The sequence below is a fragment of the Paenibacillus taichungensis genome (genome assembly GCF_003287275.1).
Lineage (GTDB): Bacteria > Bacillota > Bacilli > Paenibacillales > Paenibacillaceae > Paenibacillus > Paenibacillus taichungensis_A.
Map to the genome: position 1 here is coordinate 26,187 of NZ_QEVW01000023.1, position 21,075 is coordinate 47,261.

The following is a 21,075-nucleotide window of genomic DNA, read 5'->3' on the forward strand; positions in this document are numbered from 1 at the left end:
AATACGTAATGACGTAATTGCGTCAGCATCCGCAAAATTCAATTTTAGCATACAAGCAAAAGCCCCGAACCGATTATCTCGGTCACGGGGCTTTTGCTTCTTCTTTTTTTGAACAGCTTAGAACATTCATTAATTAAGCGAGCGCCTCTTTCAACTCATCCGGAGAAGTGTTCCACCATTCTTCGTTGTGCGTAATCAACAGCGTCTTGAGTGCTGCGCGATCCTCAGGTCCAAGATCATCCAGCATGAACCGCCGCTTCATAGCATAATCCATGCGGTTCACATGATCGGCCAGCAGTTTCCATCCACGACGCGCCTCTGTATCAATCCACATCTCACACGCAGTTGCACCACCATAGAACTGCCCCTGTTCGTTACGGTCCACAGCTACCCATACCAGCCATACCTGGCGTCCATTGGGTACGTCCTCACGGTTGGTTGAGAACTTGATGTTGCGCTCCACTTTACTCTTTGCATGCATCGCACCAATATCGATCTTAGCTTCTCCGTTATCAATAATAACTGGAGACAGGTTGTTCAGATCTATGGAACCTGCACCGAAGCCTTTGTGTTTGCTCTTTGCACTAACGATATTCAAGGCAATCTGTTTTTTGCCGTTTTGCTCGTTTTGGTCCATGTTTTATAGCCTCCAAGGGTTGATACAAATATTTTAACTAATAATCGCCCCAATGCAAACATATACATGCTGTAGATGCTTGTCAACGGGAGGTATTTAACGATGATTCCACGACGCGCCAAGAGCTGGCTCACCGCAATTATAACCCTGTGTGTAGTTGCCGGGGGGATATGGCTTGGTCTGGGTTCCACACGCTCCATTCATTCTGACTTGCCTGCGCTCGCCCCAGAATCGGGCAAGCCTACGGCACCCGTCAAAACCCAAACATCTCCGGAAAGTATACAAACACCTACCGCTGAAGTGTTCAGCAACCGCGTAGTGGAATATCACATGGATGTGAAGCTGGTAGACGGAAATGTACTTCAGGGGACTCAGACGATAACCTGGACACATCCAGGTAAGAAAACTGTCAGCGAGCTTTATTTTCACATGTATCCCAATGCCTTCTCTTCTGCTGACACCACTTTTATGAAAGAATCCGGGGGGAAACTTCGTGGTGATGTCATGCCCACGAACGGTTATGGTTCCATGCATATTACAGAAATGAAAACAGAGGACGGGCTTTCTCTCTTGCATCGGATGCAATATGTGCAACCGGATGACGGAAACATGAAAGATACTACCCTCATTAAGGTACGGCTGCCCAAACCCGTTAAAGGCGGTGAAAGCATAACGCTTCACACCCGATTTGAGGTCAAGCTACCGAAAATTTTTGCCCGCATGGGAACGGCAGATAATTTTGTAATGGCAGGTCAATGGTTCCCTAAACTTAGTGTATATGAGCCAGTAGGCACACGAGGTCAGACGACCGAAGGCTGGAATCTGCATCAGTATCATGGAAATTCAGAGTTTTATGCTGATTTCGGTATCTATAGTGTGCGTATTCGGGTACCGGAAACATACAAAGTAGCTGCTACTGGTTTCCCGACCCAGCAAGCTGTTGTGAAGAACGGAGAAAAAATATATCAGTTCTATGCCGATGATGTGCATGACTTTGCCTGGTCAGCCTCTCCTGATTTTGTTTATGCGGAAGAGCCCTTCTCCGCTCCCAATGTGCCAGGCGTTCGAATCAAGCTGTATCTCGACCCTGCTCATCAGGATCTGAAGGAACGTTATTTCTACGCCGCCAAAGCAGCGCTATCCAATTATAGCAAGTGGTTTGGCCCCTATCCGTATTCCACACTGTCCATCGTTGTCCCGCCCAAATCGGGGAATGGCGCAGGAGGAATGGAATACCCTACTTTGGTCACTGCCTTCGGTGCGGATGATTCTGCACCTGGTTACGATCTGGAACGCACGGTTGTGCACGAGATCGGGCATCAGTATTTTTACGGCATGGTCGCGAGTAATGAATTTGAAGAGGCTTGGCTGGATGAAGGATTCACCTCCTATGCAGAAGACAAAGTGATGGAACAGGAATACGGACTTATCCCGAATCTGCCTGTACAATCAGGTCTCATTACTTCTCCAGCTTCACTGACACAGGACTCCTGGAAGTTTGATTCCCAGAATCAATATGCAGCGAACGTATACACACGAGGCAAGCTTGTATTACTCGGGATAGAACAACAGGTTGGTGCCAAAACGATGGAGCGTATTCTCTCGACCTATGTAAAGAAATACCGCTTCAAGCACCCTACTTCGTCTGATTTTCAAAAGGTCGTGGAGCAAGTAACCCGTACATCCTGGACTGATTATTTCAATCAGTATATATACGGAGACGGAATGGCTGACTTTGCAGTGGAGAAGATCGCAATCAATTCTATCCTAAAAGACGGTCAAACGTTGTACGAGTCGTCCATTACAGTCCAGAAAAAAGGCAGTGAATATAAAAAGGTGCCTGTTCGAATTATGTTCGAAGACGGGAAAACCATGACGAAAGAATGGGATGGCAGCGAGGAGCGCATTACCTACAAACTGACCTACACTTCCCCTGTTTCCTGGGCTATGACTGACCCGCTATACACAATTGTGCTGGAGAACCATCATATAAACAATTTCCTGAGAGCCGGACTGGATGAGCCAACCAAATCCCGCTGGAGCATGAGCGCAACCAAACTTATAGAAGCCATATTCGGAAGTCTGTCATGGTGAGGTGGATACAGTGAAAGCGAAAATACGTGAAGGCTGGTTTCTCGTCCGTCAACATATGTTTATTGCAGCACTCTTATTTCTCTATCAATTAGTATGGGGATACTTTCTTTATCGAATGGTTCAGTCAGCTGTGGTCCCGCTGCTCCTGCGTTATCCCGACCCTGATACAGGGGAACTCAGTACGATTTTATTCAAAATGGAGAGTCAACTCGGCCTGACTATGAATCCAGAGGTCCATCGCTATTTATGGATTTTAGGGGCTATGCTGCTGCTACGGATGCTAATTAGCCCTCTTATTCAGGCAGGGCTGCTCTATTCGCTCCAGCATTATAATCATTCGGAAGAGCGCATTCCATTCATTCGCGGCATCAAAAATTTGTGGAAACCATTGCTGTTGCTCCACACCATTCGCACCCTATTGCTGCTGCTACCGGCTTATTGGCTCGCACCAAAACTTTATTCCATCCTTATGGAAGGTTTTCATTCCCTCCATCTGCTCCTGCCTGGTATTCCCTATGTTGCTGGTTGGATTGTATACGGGTGGGTTATCCATCATATCCTGCTCTACATGCAGTTTGGTATCTCAGCACCTGATGGGGAAGGCGGAGCACGTGGTACGTTTCAAGCTCTATGGATTGCACTACGCCAGGTCATCACTCTAATCGGCATTGCTGTCCTGCTGGGTGGCCTTCATCTCCTGGTATTTGGTGCCTTTACTTCAGCTTCATGGTTACTAACGGGCTTAACCGGTCTTATACTACAACAGACGTATCCACTTGCCCGGTGCTTGCTGAGCCTATGGAAAATATGCGCCCATTTCCGGTTATGGCAGTCCAACTCGGTCAAAGATTAACGTGCATAGTTAAAAATTGTTACCATCTCTATGTAAAGTTGTTTTCATTAAACGCCTTTAAAAAAGCAAACCTCGACCTTTCCCCGTCAAAGGTCGAGGTTTTTTTTGCTAATTTTGCTGTTAAACGTTGCCAAAGTGGTATACCTCTGTTACAATAATCGCAGTGAGTTTTTAGTAACAACTTTGTAATCTTTACCTTCATATTTGTAACTACTTAAAATTTAATCGTCATTTCTTGTTTTCACAGGTGCATAACTAGCAGCCAAATTCCTAGCACCTGGGAAGCGGGGGAACCAGTTATGGGTGAATTGATCTTGCAACAGAGGGATCATAGGGGACCTTCAACCGAATCCTTAAGCTAACCTCGCAGGCATTGGAAGGGGTATATCTCTTGTTTAAAAAGAAATTAACCGCAGCTGTACTCAGCATCACATTCGCATTATCGCTTGGAGCAGGCAGCGCATTCGCAGATTCAAAAATGGACCAAGTCATTGATTCGGCAATGGGAACTACATACAAAAGCGGAGGAACAACGCTTAACGGCTTTGACTGCTCTGGGTTTACAAGTTATGTATTCGACAAGCTGGGTATTGATTTGGCTCGCCAATCGAGTTCGCAATTCGACATGGGTGATTCAGTATCCCGTATGGAAATGAGACCAGGTGATCTGGTATTCTTCAATACAACGGGCAAAGGGGTTTCACACGTAGGTATCTTTGTAGGGGATGGAAAGTTTGCACACTCTTCTTCTTCCAAAGGAGTTACAATCAGCGCATTAAGCGAAAGCTACTGGGCTAACCGCTATGTTGGCGCTAAACGCATTATGAGCACGGACGCATATGAGACATTGGCCATCGACTAGGGACAAGCTGAGCAACGTCATGCTGTAACAATAACACTACTGTAACGAAGCATAATAGAACCGTCTGGTACATTCTCCGCAGGAATGTGTCCGGCGGTTTTTTTGTGCTTCGTTTCCTTTAACGTATTCGAGACAGCTATCAAATCTAACTTTAACTTTTTTTGAGCTATTTTTTGTTGCTTCGTCCGTGCTCTTATAATGTTTTTACCCATCCCACTATAATATAAACGAAATTACCGGAACTTTTGTTTCACTTTTTTTTCTAAAACGGGGGCTTGCCAAATGAACACCTCTTTTGTAGAGTGGAAACAAGCTTAGATACGGAATGACATATGTATATGGACAAATCAGAATCATTATAGCTTGTTCACAATGAGAGGAGCGTACAGTTGTATGGATGAAGCCCCTGTGACGTTTCACGTTGTGCCCATGCAAGAAGAACATGCGGAGCTCATCTGCGATTGGCAGTATGACCCGCCTTATAATATTTATAGCTGGCTGCCCTGGGAGCAGATGAAAGCACTTGAAGTAGAATTCGGCGATCCCCAGCTGCGGAAGGAACAATATGCGGTAGTGCTGGGAGAGGATCAGCAAATTTGCGGTTTCGCTCAATATTTCCCGCTTGAAGGTGTCACCCGCATTGGTCTGGGTATGCACCCTGAACGCTGTGGTCATGGACAAGGGAAGGCTTTTGTATCGGCCATTGTGCAGGAAGCCATTCGCCGGAACCCTGCAAACGAAATTGATCTGGAAGTTCTGACCTGGAATGACCGGGCCATTCGCGTCTATCTTAAAGCCGGATTTGTTACGCAGGATACATATGAACGACAGACGCCGAGTGGTTTGCAACCTTTTTACTGCATGGTCTATGAGGGTCCTCGCGGGTAAATAAGGCTTAAAATCACCCTAAAAAGTCCCCTGTTATGTGATTAGTTCAAAAAATTACCACAAAATGCTATGATGTCACTACAGGTTCCGTTATAATGATATGGATAGTTTCAAGTTAGATGATCTTTCATTCTGGAGGGGACATAAGGGATGCACAAATGGATCATGAGCGGGGTATTTTTTGCAGCGTGCGCTTTAGCTATTGTACTAATGTTTACGCTTCCAGGGAAAGAGGAAGTTGCTGAAGAAGCGAAACCGACGATGCCGCAAGTTACAATGGATGCAGGACAGGCCGAGGCACTGGTCAAAGCAAACTGTATTACCTGCCACGGTGATCAGCTTCAAGGGGGCATGGGCCCTAGTCTGCAGAAGATTGGCAGCCAGGACGATGTGGAGAAGATTTATACGACCATCGTCAAAGGTAAAAGCGGCGGCATGCCTTCGTTCAAAGACAAGCTGAAGGATGAAGAAATCGCGAATATTGCGATGTGGCTGGCGGAGAAGAAGTAATCCAAGACGCCCCAGGCGTTCAGATTGTGGAGAGTTGCAGGTATAGAGAGTGTGGTGGCTTTAGTCACCTCCTGCTCTTTAAGCATGCTATAAACCACGCTGACGCTTGACGCACACGTAGGCAACCCTTATTCGTCTTTCAGGGTTGCTGGATTTATCAATGGTCATACAGAGAAGAGGCTCTTACTCTCCCGTACTGGGAAGTAAGAGCCTCTTGCTCATTTCAGGGATGGGATGCTTGGATGAAAACGTATACCGTGCTAATGCTCCTCTGTTGCAGTGGCTCATCCCACCTACCGCCTCTGATTCAGCTAAAGCATGCATAGACTACTGGGCCTTTGCCTTCTGCTCGGCAAGAAAAGCCTGCACTTCACGTGCGGACGGCATCCCGGACTGGGCGCCGAGCTTCGTCACGGACAACGCGGCTGCGCCCATGGCGAAGCTTACCGCCGCGTCCAGCGTCTCTCCGCGCGCGAGGGCTACTGCCAGCGCGCCGTTGAAGCAATCGCCAGCGCCGGTCGTGTCGACGGCGCTTACGGCGTAGCCGGGCGCACGGCACGCGCCGGCTCGCCCTGCCTGTACGCGGCCGTTAGGCGCTGCCGCGTACACAGCCCCCTCGGGGCCGAGCGTCGTGACGACAGCGGCCCCGAGGGATGCGGCGAGCTCTGCGACCGCCGCATCCACGTCTTCCGGCCGGAGATCATCCCGGCCGGTGAGCACGGCGAGCTCGCTGCGGTTCGGCGTAATGACGTCGACGCACCGCAGCAGCTCCTGGGGCAGACCCGGCACAGCAGGTGCCGGGTTGAGCACCACCAATGCGCTGCCTTCAGCCGCCAGTTGGGCGGCGCGGGTGACCGCAGGCAGCGGGATCTCCAGCTGCAGCAGCACCGCTGCGGCTGCAGTCAGGCTTTTTACCGTATCCGCCTCTTCCAGCATCGCAGGCACAACCTGCCCATTCGCTCCAGGAATAACAATAATCCGGTTATCTCCTTTGGAGAGCCAGATGGAGGCCGTACCAGTAACAGTATCATCGAGAATGCGAACTTGCGAGGCATCTGCCCCGCTTTCCGTTAGACTGTGCAGTAGGCGTTCACCAAAACCATCCGAACCTACCGCACCAACCATCGTTGTCTGTCCGCCCAGTCGTGCAGCAGCAACCGCCTGATTAGCGCCTTTGCCCCCGGCCAAATAATGCAGTTCCTCCCCGCTCACCGTCTCGCCTTCCTCAGGAATGATGTCCGTCTTCACCACCAGATCCATATTAAGGCTGCCTACGACAGCAATAAGAGGTTTGTTCTGATTATCGTCTGACATGTATGTTTCACTCATTTCCGGTAGTGCGATAATAACCGATCCAGGTTATTCCGACCTCATTTTTTCAAAAGCCTCATTATATTGTTGTGCTTCTTTAATATCTACAGATGTGATGCCACCTTCATCCCACGACGTGAGACGCAGTGTGACCGTTGTATAGTCAATCGTAATGAAAGGATGATGATTGAATGCTTCCGAAATCGCTGCGACCTCATCCACAAATGCAATCCCTTTCATGTAGTTGGAAAATACGAACTTGCGGACAATCCATCGTCCCTCTTCCAGTTCCCAGCCTTCCAGCCTTCCCAGATGAGCTTCGACTTCCTCTTGCGTAAAAACCATACGTTATCTTCCTCCCCATATGATGGCTCATCACAGACAACTGTCCATGCTGCCACCGAAACCTTTGGTGCTACCCATAGCAATCCAAACGCATAGGTCCACCGCCCTGCGGTTCGCCCGTTTCATGACTATCATCTTACCACGGACAAGCCTCAAATTCCAATAGTACAAATGGCGCTAGATCCAATAACCATAAGGCTTTAGGGAGATTCTCCAACTCAGGTTTCCGTACCAAATATCTTATGGGAGCATACTAAATGAGAGGTACAAAAGTCAGCTCTTCTTCCCCAATTAAGATATGAATTCGGTGCTGATCCTTGTCATGAATGACCACTCCACTTCCTACCGGAATGACCGACTCCTCACCCAGCGCGTAGAACAGATCTTCCGCGAGCGCCTCATCCACTTCGAGTTGCTCTGTTACACCAAGGCGTGACCATTCTTCCTCATCCATCTCAAAGAAAACATAGCGGTCTGGTATTCGTCCTATAGCCTCTGTCAAATCTGTCAATATTCCTTCATAATCCCGTCCATGCTTTACGCCCATTGGCTTTTCACTCCTATTTAGCCCCTAAGGAGCAGATTTGTTCTTATTATACCTGAAAATAACCCTTAAAAAAAAAGGCCATCTGGTCGATAAATACTATACATGACCGTTTTAACTGTTTCTGCAACCCTAAAGGATGCCTAACATTAAACGGATTGCGGTGTAACGTTCGTCCGGAAGCCCGAATAAAGCCGCTTGAAAGGATTCAATTTTATCTCATGGATGAGGTGTATGATGGAAATTTCAACGATTATCGGACTAGTTTTAGGGCTGGTTTCACTTGTATTGGGTATGTTCCTGAAGGGTGCGCCCCTAATCAACCTGGTTAACAACCCGGCAGCCTACGTTATTATTTTTGTTGGTACGGCAGCAACTATTTTCATGGCGTTTCCCATGTCTGAAGTTAAAAAAATCCCCAAGCTTTTCGGGGTACTGTTCAAAAAGCAACAACTGATTGACCGTGTTTCTCTAATCGGCACATTTATGGACTGGGCTTCCACTACCCGTCGTGAAGGTTTGCTCGCACTTGAATCGAAAGTCGAAGATATTGATGATCAGTTCCTGCGCGGCGGTATGCGTATGATTATTGACGGCAATGATCAGGAATTTGTAAGTGATGTACTCATGGAAGATATTCATGCTACAGAAGAGCGCCATCGTGGAGGTGCATTGATCTTCGCCCAAGCGGGGATGTATGCACCAACGCTCGGGGTACTCGGGGCCGTTGTAGGTCTCATCGCAGCGCTTGCCGATCTCAGTGATATGGAAAAGCTCTCGCATGCGATTGCAGCGGCGTTTATCGCAACACTTCTCGGTATCTTTAGTGGTTACGTGTTGTGGCATCCAATGTCCAATAAACTGAAGCGGATGTCCAAAAAAGAGATGGAAATCAAGCTGATGATGGTTGAAGGCTTGTTATCCATACAATCCGGTGTATCCACCATTGCCATTAACCAAAAATTATCTGTATTCCTGACACCTTCCGAACGTAGACAGTTGGAAGAGAAGGAGGGCTCATCAGGTGAAAAAGGCTAAAAAACACGAACCGCATGAAGAGCACATAGACGAGAGCTGGTTGCTTCCCTACTCCGACTTGATGACGTTGCTGCTCGCTCTGTTTATCACATTATTCTCTATGAGCTCTATAGATGCAACGAAGTTTGAACAGATGGCTTCCGCACTGAGCAGCGCATTAAATGGTGGTTCGGGTGTACTGGATCATACCTCCATGAACCCTACAGAATCTACTATAGATTTGGGTAAGAGCAAACAGCAGCCCGAAGATATCAAGAAGACACCGGCTCAGATTACAGATGCGCAGATGGCTCAGAAAGAACAGGAAGATCTGGAGAAACTCAAGAAACGGCTTGATCAATATATTCAGAAAAACGGGCTTTCCGATCAGCTGAATACGAAACTGAATCAGTCGGAGCTCAAAATCACGATTAGTGATAACGCCCTGTTCTCCTCAGGCCGGGCTGATGTTAAACCAGAGTCACGCTCGCTGGCGAAAGCCATCTCGAGCATGCTGCAGGAGTTCCCGGAATATGAAGTCGTTGTGTCTGGCCATACTGATAATGTTCCCATTTCGAACAGCCAATATAAGGATAACTGGGATTTGAGTGCCGATCGAGCACTGAATTTCCTCAAAATTCTGTTATTGAATGAGGCGCTGGACCCTTCGAAGTTCACACCTAGCGGTTATGGAGAGTATCACCCAGTCGCTAGCAACCAAACAGATGCTGGACGAGCTCAAAACCGTCGGGTAGAAGTTTCAATTATCCGGAAATATCAGAGTAACAACACAGCCGTGAAAGCAGTCGGAAAAGATAACTAAAGAGTTGTTCCGTTGTATCAAACTAATGCTTAAGTCACTCTCCTTCATTACAGGAGAGTGGCTTTTTTCTATCCACTGATATGAAAAAGCGCTGCTTCCCCTGAGGGAAAACAGCGCCTTGGATATTATCATTTATTCCATATTATAATCCAGCAAACTGCTCAATTCAGACTTTTCTGCCAGTGTCAGCTCTCTCCAGGTCCCTGTGGCCTGCTCACCGAGATGAATGTTCATAATACGAATTCGCTTCAACTTCCGAACCTCATAGCCAAATGCGCTGCACATCCGGCGAATTTGACGGTTTTTCCCCTCCGTCAGAATAATGCGGAACACCCGCTCTGATATACGAGTTACCGTACAAGGCAGCGTCATTTCGCCAAGGATCTTGACTCCTGTGCTCATGCCTCTTAAGAAACTCGGCGTTACCGCACGATCCACGGTGACAATATATTCTTTCTCATGACGTCCTTCTGCCCTTAGAATTCGATTGACGATATCACCGTCATTGGTCATCAAAATCAAACCTTCCGAATCCTTATCCAAGCGACCAATTGGGAAAATTCGCTCTGTGTGCCCTACAAAATCAACGATATTCCCTTGAATATGCTGTTCGGTTGTACTGGTTATTCCGACAGGTTTATTAAGCGCAATATATACGTGTTTCCGTTTTTCCTTAATAGGTTGACCATTAATTCTTACATCATCGCCATCTTCAGCTTGACTGCCCAGCTCTGCCTTGACTCCATTAATTGTTACTTTCCCACTTTCCACCAATCTGTCGGCTTCCCGACGGGAACAAAAACCTGTTTCACTGATAAATTTATTAATACGCAAAAGGTAATCTCACCTCGTCTATTTCTCTTCGTCTGTAGGTTCATTGTCCGTCTCATGCTCTTCCTCTATACTCTCCGGTTGCTGTTGGGAAGCAGGCAGCTCGATAATGACGGTCGTTCCCTTGTTCATGACGCTTTTGATATCCATCATGCCCTTATGTGATTGAATAATGCGCTGGCTGACCATCAGGCCAAGCCCTGTTCCCGATTCCTTGCTTGTAAAGAATGGTTCCCCCAGCTTAGGCATCAGTTCTTCTGGAATTCCAGTGCCTTCATCCTTAATTTCAATCCGAACCCGACTATTCTCTATGTCCTGATTAAGTTTAATTCGAATATTACCTCCGTCTGGCATGGCCTCCATGCCGTTCTTCAGCAAGTTAATGAAGACCTGCTTCAACTGGTTCTCTTCACAATGTACCATAACTGAATCGGATGAAGCATTTAATACAAACTCCACACCATGCAGATGCGCCTGGCTATCCAGTAATGATATAACATCTCCCAGAATGAAGCGAATATCCCGTTCCTGAAAATGAACTGCCTGTGGTTTGGCCAGGATCAGAAACTCACCCACAATAAGATTGATTCGATCCAACTCAGACAGCATCAAGTCCAAGTGACGATGATTAAGCTTGTTCGTCTCTTGTTGGAGCTGGAGAAACCCACGTAGGGTCGTAAGCGGATTACGTATCTCGTGCGCAACCCCCGCTGCCAGCTGACCAACGGTCGTCAGTTTCTCGGAACGTCTAAGCAGTTCCTCCATACGGTTACGGCTGGTAATATCTCTTGAAACGCTGATCAGTGCTGTGATCTCGCCTGCTTCATCGCGGACTGGTGCTGTACTCACGCTGACTTCGACACGGCTACCATCCTTCTTCATCCATGTCGTTTCATTGGACGTAATTGACATACCCTCAATCAACTGGGCATGCTGCTCTTCCATCTCCTCTTCAGTGCCAGGAGGGATAATTTTTAACTTACGGCCTTCTACCTCACGACTGCGCCAGCCGTACAACTGCTCAAAGGCACGGTTTACCCGCAAAACATTTCCATCCAGATCCGTAATATGAATCGCATCTGCCGTTTGGTTAATGATCGATTCCAAATGTTCTTTTACCGCACGATTTTCTTCATACATCTGTTTCAGACGATTCGTATAATGGCCCAAATTACGAATCATGGCATTAATGCGATTCGCTAATTGGCCCAATTCGTCTTTCCTTCTCACTTTCAAACGGAAATCAAAGTGACCGTCAGCTACATCATTCACTTTGCCCAGAATAGATTGAATAGGACGCGTAATGTATCCTGCGAGCAAATAGCTGCCAAAGATCACAATCTCCAGTAACACAAGTGAAATCGAGGCATGGCTAACCAATTGTTCCGATACCATGGAGGATATTTGCTTATAGTCCATAACAATACTAATCACATAAGATGATTCATTGGGGGTGAATATCGGAATAAAACTTTTGAGCACCTTCTGTTCATGAGTTTCACTAACAAAGGATACATTCTGCCCAGTACGAATTGCCCGTACTACCGCCTTGTGATCCTCTTCTGCCGCACCATATTGATAGGTACCGAAACGAATTGGCCTGTTATTCAACTTATTGTGGTTTGTATCCCTTCCGTCATTGCTCATGCTCGAGCTACCGAAGGTCAATGGATTGATGCCTGTAATCTCCAGAATAGAAGGATTCACTTCACGAATCTTATTCAAAATCTCGTCTGGACCAGAGATCTTCACATAGTCGTCAACAGCGGCATTATTATAGAAGGGATTGATTATGTAATTCCTTTTCCCATCATGATAGTAACCCCAGATATCAACATCCGACGGATTGGATGTAGAGTATTCGAATCCATCCGACCAAAAATGGTCTAATTTCTGTCCCTGTGAAATCGTAACCTGATGGTTTTCGAACAGCTGTTTAAATGCCTGATACCAGTAAGTCATGGATTTGGTAGATAATCCAATCTCCTTTGGATCGGAAGACCGGGTAACCACAATATCATCAGCCGTTTGCTCCATCAATGAAATGTGGGAGACACCGACTTTTTCGCTCATGCGAACCAGGTCTTCATTTGTGATATTATTAATATTCGGGTCCAGTTCTTCTGCTGCCATTACTGAGGCCAGCCATAAATTGTTCCCAATTTGTCGTTTTACATATTCCGAACTGGACTGACTCTGTTCGACAGCGATTGCAATCTGTTTGGCCGTAAGCACCATCTTGGTTTCGCTGTCCTGCCTTAGATTCTCTTCTGTAGTATAATAACTCAGTGCTATATTTAAAATCAAAATGACGAGCACTGAGCACGACATAATCATGGATAATTTCGTTTTAATAGACAACTTTTTCGTTCACCTCTCGGCTTGTACCCTCTGGCGATATATGGCAAAACCTATATCCATCATAACTGTTGTATGTCTATTTGAAAAGGATAATTGACCCTTGTCCAAAAGTTACCGCTTGGCTGAAAATGGCGAAATCAATTGTATTTTGTCTATTCCATGCCTACAATGGGAATAACCACTAAAAATTATACACAAATCCACAGGCATGTGGATAGTATGTTCATAACTATGTGAGCAACTCGTCAGTTATCCACAGACTTATACACAACATGTTAACAAACGAATGTTTGTTCGCCGCACAAATTACTCTTTGGAAGGAGTTTTACATTTTAATGAAGGATGACGTTCTCCAACCCGATCTTTCGCATCTCTCGGAGGAGGCTCAGCACGAGCACTGGATGCGTGAAGCCATTGCTGAAGCGTACAAGGCAGAAGCACTCGGGGAAGTACCCATCGGGGCTGTAATTGTTCAACATAACCGTATTATTGGTCGTGGATATAACCTGCGTGAGACGACACTCGATTCTACAGCACATGCGGAGATGGTAGCCATCCGGCAGGCTAGTGAAGCCATCGGCGCATGGCGACTGCTGGATTGTAGTCTGTACGTTACACTGGAGCCCTGCCCGATGTGTGCAGGTGCCATTGTGCAGTCCAGAGTGCCTCGAGTTATATATGGTACCGCTGATCCCAAAGCCGGATGTGCAGGAACGCTGATGAATCTGCTGCAGGAACCTCGTTTTAATCATCGAACCGAAGTGGTTGCTGACATTCTGCAACCAGATTGCTCCACCATGCTGACTCAATTTTTCCGGCGTTTACGCAAAAAATAGAATTTTATATCTATCTAGAAAGGAAGTGCATTCCATGCCGCTTACACTATACGACACACCAAAAGGGATAAGTCTCCGTCTACTTACTCCACAAGATACGGAGGCATATCTTGCTCTTATTCAAATCACACGTCTTCCCTACCAAGCCGTAGAGCCTATCCGGGATGATGAGTTCTATACGCTGCATGCGCAAACCAGACGCATTCAGGATAGAATGCAGGCGGCTGAGGAAGGAACGGGGTATCAATTCGGAATTTTTACAATCGACGATGGTATTCTGATCGGTCAGGTTAGCTTGAACAATGTCGTTCAGGGCGTTGCCAATTATGCAGACATGGGATACTTCATCCATCCAGATTACCAAGGCGGAGGACGAATGACCGCGGCCGTGAAACTCGCTGTATCCTACGCCTTCCGTGCTCTGAAGTTAAATCGTGTTCAAGCAGCTATTCTATTATCCAATACGGGTTCAAAACGTGTTCTGGAGAAAAATGGCTTCCAGGCTGAAGGCATTGCTCGTAAATATCTCAAGATTAACGGAGAGTATCAGGACCATCAGATCTACGCTGTGCTCGCCGAGGACATGGGTGAATCTTTACAGTAATTGAACAGAACTTGGAACAACATACAAAGAGCCGCTCGACCCTAAGGTCGAGCGGCTCTTTGCTTTAAATCATAATCTGAGAACTTAGTATCCGTAAGATGCGTTCATTAGTTCTTCAAACTGTTCCATTGTAATGACGTCTTCGCCAGTAGGAATATTAATTTTAAATGCTGGCTTCTCGTTAATTTTGGTGTATGTGTTCGAACCAGTGAAAGCAAGTTTAACTTCATCCTTGGTATCAGGTTGTTTAATCAACAGATCAGCAACCAATTTTTGATATACCGGGAAATCTTTTTTGTCCAAAGCAAAATCAATGTGGAACTGGTTAATAGTCAGTGTGTCTTTCAACTGGTCCAGATCTTTAGCCATTTCAGCTTGATCTGCTTCAGTAATTTTTAGATCCTCTTTAGCTTTGTTGATATCTTCCTGACTCATTTGCAACATGTCACGATACTCTTCTTTAGAGATAATATCCAAAACTTTAGGCAATGCTTTGGTTACCAGGACAGTAACGGCTTCCTTCACATTGTCATTGTTGACAGAAAATTGGACAACTTGTTTGGCATCCAAACCTTCTGGAAGCTGTGCATCCTTCACATCCAGGTTTTTAAAGAATTTATCCTGATCGTACTCGCTCAGGACCGCATCCATAACTTCATTGCTCAGCTTTTGTGTTTTGGCTGCATCCATAGCATTTGGATTCCATTCCGTTCCTTCTTGCTCAGCCAGTTCTTTCAGATCCAGCTCCAGGAATTTACCAACAACCGTTTCCGGAATCGGGAAGAACGGAATACTTGGTACCTTAACATATAACTTCTCAGCGGTCATAACCATTGGAATGGTAAAAGTCATCCCCATATCGCCTTTAAGCTCAATCCCTACCGTCATTTCGGTCTGCATCGGCTCACTTTGGTATACGCCAGTTACATTCAACTGAGCATCCTTCAGCATGCTCATAAACTGAGACATCGTTGGATCCTGTTGTGACTCGTCTGCAGCTTTATAGCTCAATTCATTAATAGTGAAGTTAGAACTCATCTCATACGAAGTCAATTTGGAAGCATTGGCTGCCGCCGTCTTCAATGCCTCTTTTGGCTCTTGCTTGCTGCTACATGCTGTCAGTGCCATGGATACGGTTAACAGCAACGTAAGAAGAAGCGCCCCCATACGTTTAGTCATTTGTTTCTCTCCTCTCGTGATAACCCCAAAAAAAATAATTCAATATCAATGATATACCATTTATTCTGAAACGGAAACACGATTTGGGAAATTTGTGATCTTTACTCTGTAAATTGGCTACAAAGACCTATGTAAGCTTTAGATATCAATGGTGTGCTTCTCTAAATCATGTATGAACGCGCAAAAACCCCGGTTTGTTAACCGGAGTTATAGGTTATCGTTATTCATTAATATGTGCTAAAGAAGAGGAATGATTGTTCCTTTAATCTTAGCCTTGAGGATTATGATGATCCACATGGTTCTGGTTTTTCACTTTTTTGGAGCCGGACAACGGTTCCTGCATGGAAGAATGCTTTTCCGGTTTTCGGTGCTGCTCAGCAGCCTGAGCTTCAGGTACAGGTGTTGTTTTGGGTTTACTCATGTAGTTCCCTCCTCTTCTTTGGATTAGGAATGGGACGGGTCCATATCTTCCGTTTTATCATGATTCATGGAATCCTGATGCCGACGGTCATTTGAGTCCTGTTGAATTTGCTGGGCATGGTGACTATTTACAGGTGTCTGATCCAGATCTGCGACTACATTTTGCAGGTTTTTATCTGTTCCAGCTTTCGCTTTACTCACGTATTACCACTCCTTTGACGTCTGCCTAATGTCTAGTTTTGGGTTGCAACGACTGGGCACACTCATGAATATGACGCGTGTAATCCTGAGCCAATTCCTGAATGGGCTCTGTACGCTCATCCGTCGTTCTTCCATCGCGCTCCACATCAATTAGCTGTACACTGACTTCACGAGAATCCACATAGGCACACTTGAAATCAAACGAGTACATCTGGTGTCCCGCTGTTGCGATGTGAATTCGAATAGCCTGTTGATCAGCCTCGTCAGCCATAACCTGAGCCCGATCTCCGACATTTAGGACCTCAGGCAATCTTTCCTGCCAAGCACCTACAAGCTCCGTCTGATCTATGTTTAATTCGCGGTTCATCTTACCACCTCCACTCTTATATAAAGTGCGGCGATTCGGATGTTTTTATTCATCACACAGATATTGAAACCAACTGATTTTCTAGCGCAAAAATGCTCTGGAAGATACAGCGTGTATGCGGCTGCACTAAATGATAAATAAATGCAAAAAAGGACCCGAGCTTATCGCTCGGACCCTTATCATAATTGTAGTATGGCGGAGAGGGTGGGATTCGAACCCACGTGGAGTTGCCCCCTAACGGTTTTCAAGACCGCCCCGTTATGACCGCTTCGGTACCTCTCCAGGACATTAACTTTTATAAACTTGCCACGAAATAGATCATACCATAATTGTATGGCAGAAAGCAACCTTTTTATATGATTTATTATTTGATACATCAAAAAGGGGATTTTCACCTACTAAGTAAAGATAACCAGCGCTACCTAACGATTGAATGGTTGTTCAGAATCGGTTCAGCCCTGCTCTGTATAATTGAATTTTAGACTTTTCATTACGAGGTGGTTGCTTGTTTATAGGTGTGTATCGTAAAAATGACCCTTTGAACACATTGCCTGAGGAGCGAATCAGTGAATTGATCTCAGAGGGAATGAAACAAGGCGCAAATGTTTTCTTCTTTGATGCCGGCAGCATCGATATGGAACAGGAATTACTCCACGGTACCTTCCCTGAGGGAAACGCATGGGTACAGAGGAAGGTGCCTCTCCCTGACGTGGTACTTAATGAAGCACCTGAGCCTGTTAATAACAGGCCGGAATGTGAGAATTGGCTGCGTCGCAGGGTTCCCTTTACAACATATCTAATTCACGGAAAATACGACATTCAGAAGAAGCTGGACCCCCTCTTCAAAGATCACCTTATTCCGACGGAGCGCTTGCAGGATCTCAATCAATTTCTTGCTTTTTTGGATGTTCACGAGGAAGTTTTAGTTAAACCTGATCAAGGGCGCCGCGGCAATTCCATTTTCACAGTCAAAAAGATAGATGATCGCTATGTATGGCGTCAGCAAAATGAAGCGATCTGGCTTGATTATTCTGGATTACAGGAACTTTTGCAGGAAGGGCTCGCTCAAAACTCCTCTATTATTCAGCCCTACCTTCCATGCCTTACCGAGATGGGAGAAGTTGTTGATTTTCGAATACATATTCAGCGCGATGGAACGGGACGATGGGCTCTGACCAAAATGTATGCCCGCACTGGTATTACCGATTCCATCATCAGCAATATAAGTAAAGGTGGTGGCATGGAGGACGCGGCTAATATGCTCTATCGTTTATTCCCAGTTCAGGCCGACCAGCTCAGAATTGAAATGGAGCGGCTGGCTATTCGTATGGCAGAGACAATTAACCGTTCATATTCCTTTCTTATTGATGAGCTTGGTATGGATTTTATTGTGACTCCCACAGGCCAAATCCTGTTCCTGGAGGCCAATATAAGCCCCCAAACGCGGTTTCATGAGCAGGCACGGGCAGCACGAGCGATTGAATACGCACAATATGTAGCCAAAGCCGGGCAAATAGCGCCCCATCCCGTTATTGCCATGCTGACCAACGACCACTGTGATAAGCAACTCGCTACCGCCTGCGCATATTCAGCAAAATGGAGTGATGCAGTGTTTTATTATTTTGCTCCACACGATGTTCATGCAGAATTGCGCTATATCAAAGGATATGTCCTGGAGGACGGAGAGTGGGAGGCACGGTATTGTCCATTCCCTGATGTGGTCTATGACCGATTGAAAGCACGTGGTAATGCGAATTACAGTTACGTTTATGAGGCTTTAAGACATGTGCCCTTCACCGATGAACGAAACGGAGGTTCCTTTAGCAAGAAAAAAAGTTATGAAATGCTTGAAGACAATGCAAAGCTTGTCTCCCATATAATCCCGTATGCTGCAGTAGAGAGCGTTCAGGAGATTTTGGCCTTCATCGATACTTACGGGACTTCCATCATCAAGCCCTCTATAGGCTCGTTCGGCAACGGAATCATCGTTGTTCAGCGTGAACAGGAAGGCTTCGCCGTAAAGGCTCACGAGCATGTTCACATGATGAACGATGAGGAGTTCGGGCAACTGATCTCCATGCTTGCGACCAAAAAGGGCTTTATTATTCAAAAATTTATTCGAAGCGAAACCCGGAACGGACTTCCCTTTCATATAAGACTGCATCTGGTCCGGAACGGAAGCGGGAAATGGTCTTTCATTTCCGCATTTCCTTTTCTCTCTACCCAAAGCGAGCATAAGGTAGTTAACCACGCTGATTCACTCCGTGCATTTACGACATGGGACTGGCTGTCTCGGCATGAGTTTCCTCAAAAGGAAGAAGTCATGCTGACGAGACTAGAACAGATGGCGACAATGACGGCTAATCATATTGCTGACCATGTGAAGGAGCGAATCTGCGAGTTGGGCATTGATGTAGGCATTGATTCGTCGGGTGAGATTTGGATTTTCGAAGTCAATATGAACAAAATCGGTTCTACGCACAGGGAGTTTGAAGTCGCGCAACATATGATTCCTTTTGCTCTTTCTTTGCGTTAGTTCTACTTTTAATAAGGAGTGAAGAGATGAAAAAGAAAAGAAAGAATGTTCATCAGCAAATGCTTAAAGCCGGAAACGCTAGAAAACGTGCCGTTAAGACGACCGTATTGGCTGCCGGGCTAATGACACATGTATTGGCGGGTAACGCCATTGATTACAAAGCTGACGACATATACAAGGGAGATTCGATTAGCTATTTTCAGCATTTCTTCGGAATGGAAAAAGCATCAGCCGATCCTGATGGAGATGATGAGGGGAGCAGCGAGCCTGAATCTGGCGGTGGTGAGCCTGAGTCTGGCGGCAGTGAGCCTGAGTCTGGCGGCAGTGAGCCTGAATCTGGCGGCAGTGAGCCTGAGTCTGGCGGCAGTGAGCCTGAGTCTGGCGGCAGTGAGCCTGAATCTGGCGGTGGTGAGCCCGAGTCTGGTGGCGGCGAGCCTGAGTCTGGCGGTGGTGAGCCCGAGTCTGGTGGCGGCGAGCCTGAGTCTGGCGGCAGTGAGCCTGAGTCTGGAGGAAACAGACCTGAGAGCAGCAGCTCGTCATCACAAACCTCCAACTCAGCCACAGTTGGCAACTCAATTATTGATTCTTCCGCATCTATGGGTTCTGCAGCCAATAGCCTAAACCAATGGATACATGGGAAATTGGATAATGGCACTGTTACCGTATCCGTAGATTCGAGTGTCGTACGTAAGTTATCTACTCTTGATCATCTGAATGATTTGTCTGTAACTATATTGCCAAGTGTTCCGCACATTCAATTGACACTACCGAAGGAAGTTCTTTCTTTTCTGCGCTCACAGGAAAAAGTTTCTTCATTCACTCTGTACAGCAATCAGTCCAAAATGGCGTTAGCTTTGAATAAATTAAATATTCAACCTGCATCATCTCTACTGCATGTGCCAACCGAAAAGCTTGATCTCCAGATTAACATTGATATCCTGTCCAACGATGAATTGTCTAACCTAAAACAATCATTACCAGCCGGCCTAAAATTGTTGGTACAGCCTTTACGTTTCAATGTACAATGGGTGGCTGGTGACCAAACGCTCAAGCTGGATCAAGAAGAATTAAAACATGTGACTCGGGTCATCCACCTTGGTACTACAGATCTTGACCCACAGACAGCAACCGTTCTCGGGTTCAATGAAGAAACGCGGACATATTCCTACGTGCCAGCCTATTTCGTCCAAGATAAAGGACAATGGGAGGTAAGAATACGGGACATGCAATACAGCACTTATGTTATTGCTTCAGACGAACAGATAGATACTTCAGACAATGATTCGTCGATAAACAGCATCCAATACATGCAGAACAAACAACTACTTGCTTTGAATCAATTGAAAACGGGTGAACCGATCACACGCGGACAGGTCGCCCAATTATTAGTTTCCGCCTTAGGAGCAAACGGAATCGTATCTAAGAATACCTCTTTCCGGGATGTGACTGAGGAACAATCGTATGCGGCAACCGCTGCACACCTTGGAATTGTCAAAGGCTATGCGGATGGAACATTCCGTGCCGATCGTCAGGTCACCCGGGAAGAGCTCGCAAGCATGGTCTATCGGGCAATTCAGTATGCAGGAGGAGATTCTGTCGCTAATAGCTCAGCTGTGATATCCTATCTGGACCAAGATTCTATCTCTCCTTGGGCCACAGCCCAAGTCCAGGCTTTGACATCGCTCGATTTGCTTCAAGATACATTCGGGACTTCCTTCGAGCCGAAAAAAGCAGCATCCACAGACGAAGCACTTATGATCTTGGTGCGTACGCTTCGCTCCATTGAGTATATGAACTAATATTTACGCTTTCGCTTAGGGGAAATCATGGCTAACGTATCGTCTTCATAAAAAATA

The 21,075-nt window shown here is 46.2% G+C and carries 21 protein-coding genes, 1 tRNA gene and 1 riboswitch; of the genes, 11 read left to right on the forward strand and 11 right to left on the reverse strand.

Annotated features, from left to right (window positions below):
• Positions 1 to 133: 133 nt before the first annotated feature.
• Positions 134 to 637: a YwhD family protein gene (locus DC345_RS26885; RefSeq protein ID WP_113055816.1), complete on the reverse strand. Its 504-nt coding sequence runs from the start codon at positions 635 to 637 to the stop codon at positions 134 to 136.
• Between the two features lie 102 nt (positions 638 to 739).
• Between DC345_RS26885 and DC345_RS26890 the strand changes: the two genes are divergently transcribed.
• The 5 genes from DC345_RS26890 to DC345_RS26910 all read left to right on the forward strand — a co-directional run bounded on the left by DC345_RS26890 (position 740) and on the right by DC345_RS26910 (position 5,844).
• Positions 740 to 2,731, forward strand: coding sequence for a M1 family metallopeptidase (locus tag DC345_RS26890; protein WP_113055817.1), 1,992 nt, complete (start codon positions 740 to 742; stop codon positions 2,729 to 2,731).
• A gap of 10 nt (positions 2,732 to 2,741) precedes the next feature.
• Positions 2,742 to 3,584 carry a hypothetical protein gene (locus DC345_RS26895; protein WP_113055818.1) on the forward strand — a complete coding sequence of 281 codons (843 nt, stop codon included), beginning with the start codon at positions 2,742 to 2,744 and terminating at the stop codon, positions 3,582 to 3,584.
• 250 nt (positions 3,585 to 3,834) lie between these two features.
• Positions 3,835 to 3,972: riboswitch (cyclic di-AMP (ydaO/yuaA leader) on the forward strand.
• A 3-nt stretch (positions 3,973 to 3,975) separates the two neighbouring features.
• Positions 3,976 to 4,446 carry a C40 family peptidase gene (locus DC345_RS26900; protein ID WP_076292199.1) on the forward strand — a complete coding sequence of 157 codons (471 nt, stop codon included), beginning with the start codon at positions 3,976 to 3,978 and terminating at the stop codon, positions 4,444 to 4,446.
• 393 nt (positions 4,447 to 4,839) lie between these two features.
• A complete protein-coding gene (locus DC345_RS26905; RefSeq protein WP_113055819.1) occupies positions 4,840 to 5,334 on the forward strand; it encodes a GNAT family N-acetyltransferase in 495 nt (164 codons plus the stop codon).
• 150 nt (positions 5,335 to 5,484) lie between these two features.
• Positions 5,485 to 5,844, forward strand: a complete 360-nt coding sequence (locus tag DC345_RS26910; RefSeq protein WP_063567633.1) for a c-type cytochrome — start codon at positions 5,485 to 5,487, stop codon at positions 5,842 to 5,844.
• A 327-nt stretch (positions 5,845 to 6,171) separates the two neighbouring features.
• On the opposite strand, the gene rbsK is transcribed toward DC345_RS26910, so the two are convergent.
• The 3 genes from rbsK to DC345_RS26925 all read right to left on the reverse strand — a co-directional run bounded on the left by rbsK (position 6,172) and on the right by DC345_RS26925 (position 8,047).
• Positions 6,172 to 7,173, reverse strand: coding sequence for a ribokinase (gene rbsK, locus DC345_RS26915; protein WP_258530825.1), 1,002 nt, complete (start codon positions 7,171 to 7,173; stop codon positions 6,172 to 6,174).
• Positions 7,174 to 7,203: 30 nt separating this feature from the next.
• Positions 7,204 to 7,500, reverse strand: coding sequence for a 4a-hydroxytetrahydrobiopterin dehydratase (locus DC345_RS26920; RefSeq protein ID WP_064641360.1), 297 nt, complete (start codon positions 7,498 to 7,500; stop codon positions 7,204 to 7,206).
• Between the two features lie 253 nt (positions 7,501 to 7,753).
• The gene (locus DC345_RS26925) at positions 7,754 to 8,047 is read right to left on the reverse strand and encodes a hypothetical protein (protein ID WP_063567630.1); all 294 of its coding nucleotides are present in this window, start codon (positions 8,045 to 8,047) and stop codon (positions 7,754 to 7,756) included.
• A gap of 234 nt (positions 8,048 to 8,281) precedes the next feature.
• Here DC345_RS26925 and motA point away from each other — a divergent pair, with 234 nt between their 5' ends.
• On the forward strand, positions 8,282 to 9,082 hold the full coding sequence (gene motA / locus DC345_RS26930) for a flagellar motor stator protein MotA (protein WP_090905357.1): 801 nt from the start codon (positions 8,282 to 8,284) through the stop codon (positions 9,080 to 9,082).
• Complete coding sequence (motB, locus tag DC345_RS26935; protein WP_113055821.1) at positions 9,069 to 9,884, forward strand: flagellar motor protein MotB; 816 nt, start codon at positions 9,069 to 9,071, stop codon at positions 9,882 to 9,884. Before motA ends, motB begins: the two co-directional genes overlap by 14 nt.
• 132 nt (positions 9,885 to 10,016) lie before the next feature.
• On the opposite strand, the gene rluF is transcribed toward motB, so the two are convergent.
• Both rluF and DC345_RS26945 read right to left on the reverse strand, forming a co-directional pair.
• A complete protein-coding gene (rluF, locus tag DC345_RS26940) occupies positions 10,017 to 10,718 on the reverse strand; it encodes a 23S rRNA pseudouridine(2604) synthase RluF (RefSeq protein ID WP_113055822.1) in 702 nt (233 codons plus the stop codon).
• A gap of 18 nt (positions 10,719 to 10,736) precedes the next feature.
• Positions 10,737 to 13,076: a PAS domain S-box protein gene (locus DC345_RS26945; protein ID WP_113055823.1), complete on the reverse strand. Its 2,340-nt coding sequence runs from the start codon at positions 13,074 to 13,076 to the stop codon at positions 10,737 to 10,739.
• Between the two features lie 335 nt (positions 13,077 to 13,411).
• On the opposite strand from DC345_RS26945, the gene tadA reads away from it, so the two are divergent.
• Together tadA and DC345_RS26955 are read left to right on the forward strand one after the other, a co-directional pair.
• On the forward strand, positions 13,412 to 13,912 hold the full coding sequence (gene tadA, locus DC345_RS26950; protein WP_113055824.1) for a tRNA adenosine(34) deaminase TadA: 501 nt from the start codon (positions 13,412 to 13,414) through the stop codon (positions 13,910 to 13,912).
• A gap of 34 nt (positions 13,913 to 13,946) precedes the next feature.
• Positions 13,947 to 14,516, forward strand: a complete 570-nt coding sequence (locus DC345_RS26955) for a GNAT family N-acetyltransferase (protein ID WP_113055825.1) — start codon at positions 13,947 to 13,949, stop codon at positions 14,514 to 14,516.
• 84 nt (positions 14,517 to 14,600) lie between these two features.
• Here the strand turns inward: DC345_RS26955 and DC345_RS26960 are convergent, their stop codons facing one another.
• The 5 genes from DC345_RS26960 to DC345_RS26975 all read right to left on the reverse strand — a co-directional run bounded on the left by DC345_RS26960 (position 14,601) and on the right by DC345_RS26975 (position 16,965).
• Positions 14,601 to 15,695 carry a hypothetical protein gene (locus DC345_RS26960; protein ID WP_113055826.1) on the reverse strand — a complete coding sequence of 365 codons (1,095 nt, stop codon included), beginning with the start codon at positions 15,693 to 15,695 and terminating at the stop codon, positions 14,601 to 14,603.
• Between the two features lie 268 nt (positions 15,696 to 15,963).
• Positions 15,964 to 16,116 carry a small acid-soluble spore protein P gene (locus DC345_RS26965; protein ID WP_053779025.1) on the reverse strand — a complete coding sequence of 51 codons (153 nt, stop codon included), beginning with the start codon at positions 16,114 to 16,116 and terminating at the stop codon, positions 15,964 to 15,966.
• Between the two features lie 23 nt (positions 16,117 to 16,139).
• Positions 16,140 to 16,316 carry a hypothetical protein gene (locus DC345_RS31880; protein WP_175382032.1) on the reverse strand — a complete coding sequence of 59 codons (177 nt, stop codon included), beginning with the start codon at positions 16,314 to 16,316 and terminating at the stop codon, positions 16,140 to 16,142.
• Positions 16,317 to 16,341: 25 nt separating this feature from the next.
• Positions 16,342 to 16,683, reverse strand: a complete 342-nt coding sequence (locus DC345_RS26970) for a hypothetical protein (protein WP_064641367.1) — start codon at positions 16,681 to 16,683, stop codon at positions 16,342 to 16,344.
• Between the two features lie 193 nt (positions 16,684 to 16,876).
• Positions 16,877 to 16,965, reverse strand: a tRNA-Ser gene (locus tag DC345_RS26975).
• A gap of 223 nt (positions 16,966 to 17,188) precedes the next feature.
• Here DC345_RS26975 and DC345_RS26980 point away from each other — a divergent pair.
• Together DC345_RS26980 and DC345_RS26985 are read left to right on the forward strand one after the other, a co-directional pair.
• The gene (locus tag DC345_RS26980; RefSeq protein WP_113055827.1) at positions 17,189 to 19,219 is read left to right on the forward strand and encodes a YheC/YheD family protein; all 2,031 of its coding nucleotides are present in this window, start codon (positions 17,189 to 17,191) and stop codon (positions 19,217 to 19,219) included.
• A gap of 26 nt (positions 19,220 to 19,245) precedes the next feature.
• The gene (locus tag DC345_RS26985; RefSeq protein WP_113055828.1) at positions 19,246 to 21,018 is read left to right on the forward strand and encodes an S-layer homology domain-containing protein; all 1,773 of its coding nucleotides are present in this window, start codon (positions 19,246 to 19,248) and stop codon (positions 21,016 to 21,018) included.
• Positions 21,019 to 21,075: the final 57 nt, after the last annotated feature.

Coding starts and splice junctions, on each gene's coding strand:
- DC345_RS26885 (WP_113055816.1), bottom strand. CDS start 637: ATGGACCAAAACGAGCAAAACGGCAAAAAACAGATTGCCTTGAATATC.
- DC345_RS26890 (WP_113055817.1), top strand. CDS start 740: ATGATTCCACGACGCGCCAAGAGCTGGCTCACCGCAATTATAACCCTG.
- DC345_RS26905 (WP_113055819.1), top strand. CDS start 4,840: ATGGATGAAGCCCCTGTGACGTTTCACGTTGTGCCCATGCAAGAAGAA.
- DC345_RS26910 (WP_063567633.1), top strand. CDS start 5,485: ATGCACAAATGGATCATGAGCGGGGTATTTTTTGCAGCGTGCGCTTTA.
- rbsK (WP_258530825.1), bottom strand. CDS start 7,173: ATGAGTGAAACATACATGTCAGACGATAATCAGAACAAACCTCTTATT.
- DC345_RS26920 (WP_064641360.1), bottom strand. CDS start 7,500: ATGGTTTTTACGCAAGAGGAAGTCGAAGCTCATCTGGGAAGGCTGGAA.
- DC345_RS26925 (WP_063567630.1), bottom strand. CDS start 8,047: ATGGGCGTAAAGCATGGACGGGATTATGAAGGAATATTGACAGATTTG.
- motA (WP_090905357.1), top strand. CDS start 8,282: ATGGAAATTTCAACGATTATCGGACTAGTTTTAGGGCTGGTTTCACTT.
- tadA (WP_113055824.1), top strand. CDS start 13,412: ATGAAGGATGACGTTCTCCAACCCGATCTTTCGCATCTCTCGGAGGAG.
- DC345_RS26955 (WP_113055825.1), top strand. CDS start 13,947: ATGCCGCTTACACTATACGACACACCAAAAGGGATAAGTCTCCGTCTA.
- DC345_RS26960 (WP_113055826.1), bottom strand. CDS start 15,695: ATGACTAAACGTATGGGGGCGCTTCTTCTTACGTTGCTGTTAACCGTA.
- DC345_RS26965 (WP_053779025.1), bottom strand. CDS start 16,116: ATGAGTAAACCCAAAACAACACCTGTACCTGAAGCTCAGGCTGCTGAG.
- DC345_RS26970 (WP_064641367.1), bottom strand. CDS start 16,683: ATGAACCGCGAATTAAACATAGATCAGACGGAGCTTGTAGGTGCTTGG.
- DC345_RS26985 (WP_113055828.1), top strand. CDS start 19,246: ATGAAAAAGAAAAGAAAGAATGTTCATCAGCAAATGCTTAAAGCCGGA.